This is a genomic window from Streptomyces flavofungini, from assembly GCF_041028215.1.
Taxonomy (GTDB): domain Bacteria; phylum Actinomycetota; class Actinomycetes; order Streptomycetales; family Streptomycetaceae; genus Streptomyces; species Streptomyces flavofungini_B.
In genome coordinates this window covers 1-1,080 of the sequence record NZ_JASKYR010001348.1, presented here as the reverse complement: position 1 = coordinate 1,080, position 1,080 = coordinate 1, and the positions used below count along the sequence as shown (strand labels likewise).

General features: G+C 76.0%; 1 protein-coding gene and 1 pseudogene. Both read right to left on the bottom strand.

Annotation, left to right across the window (positions count from 1 at the left end; all coding sequences use genetic code 11):
* On the bottom strand, nt 1-813 hold an 813-nt coding region (locus tag AB8Z36_RS40975; protein WP_369218419.1), incomplete at its 3' end, for an NAD(P)-binding domain-containing protein.
* Nucleotides 814-823: 10 nt separating this feature from the next.
* Nucleotides 824-1,080, bottom strand: a pseudogene (locus AB8Z36_RS40970) (hypothetical protein); the annotation flags it as partial.

Here is a 1,080-nt window from a genome sequence, read left to right as displayed (position 1 = left end):
GTCCCTGACCCACCACGCCCCGGCAGGACCGAGGGCGGTGGCGGCGACGCGGGCGCGGGTCTCCTCGGGCAGACGGCGGAAGAGGCCCGGGGTGCGGGTGTAGAACGCGTTGCGCCATCCGCAGCCGAGGCCGGTGTGCGGGGCGCGCAGCGACTCCCACCAGGGGCGCTGCCAGGGCGCGGGCAGCGAGTTCCAGGCCACCCGCGGCGAGCGGGCCAGAATCCGTACCCGTGTGCCCTGTTCGGCGAGGAGCGCCGCCGTCTCCAGGGCCGCCTGGCCCGCCCCGAGCACCGTCACGTCCTTGCCGCGGAAGCGCCCGAGGCCGGCGTGGTCGCTGCTGTGCGAGACGTGCTCGGCGCCGAGGTCCCGTACCGCGGCGGGCACTTCGGTGAACGGCATGACGCCGACCGCGAGGGCCACGGCCCGCGCGTGCAGGACCTCACCGTCCTCGGTCCGTACCGCGTAGCCGTGCGCTGCGGTGTCGACGGAGGCGATCAGGCGCTGGTCGACCGGGGGTGCCGCCTGCTCGGCGAACCACAGGCCGTAGGCGGCGAAGTGCTCGATGGGCAGGGGGCGGCCATGCTCGGCGGGCAGGCCGTGCCGGGCGCAGTAGGCGGCGAGGCCGTACCGTCCGGCCGGGTCGGAGAGGTCGGAGGCCCAGGGCTCGGACTTGAGGAACATGCCGCGCGGCATGTGATCCCGCCACGAGGCCATGGTCCTGCCGAAGACCCGTACGTCGAGCCCGGCGGCCGCCGCGTGGGCGGCGATCGAAAGGCCGTACGGGCCCGCTCCGACAATCAGCAGGTCATGCAGGTCAGGCACGTCATGCATCGGTGACTGCTCGCTCTCTGTTCGTCGTGCCGGTCGGATCGGCCGTACCGCTCGTGCCGGGGAGGCGCACGGGCCCCGGGGGCGCGGGGAGGACGGCCGGTTCGGGAAGGGGCCCGGCGGCGGGCGGAGCCAGGGGTACGCGGGTGCGCGGGCCGGTGGTCAGGGCCASCCAGACGCCCCTGGCCCGGCGGCGCAGCCCGGCGGTGAGGCGCCGCAGCACATGGCGGCGCCACAGACGGCGCAGGGCGG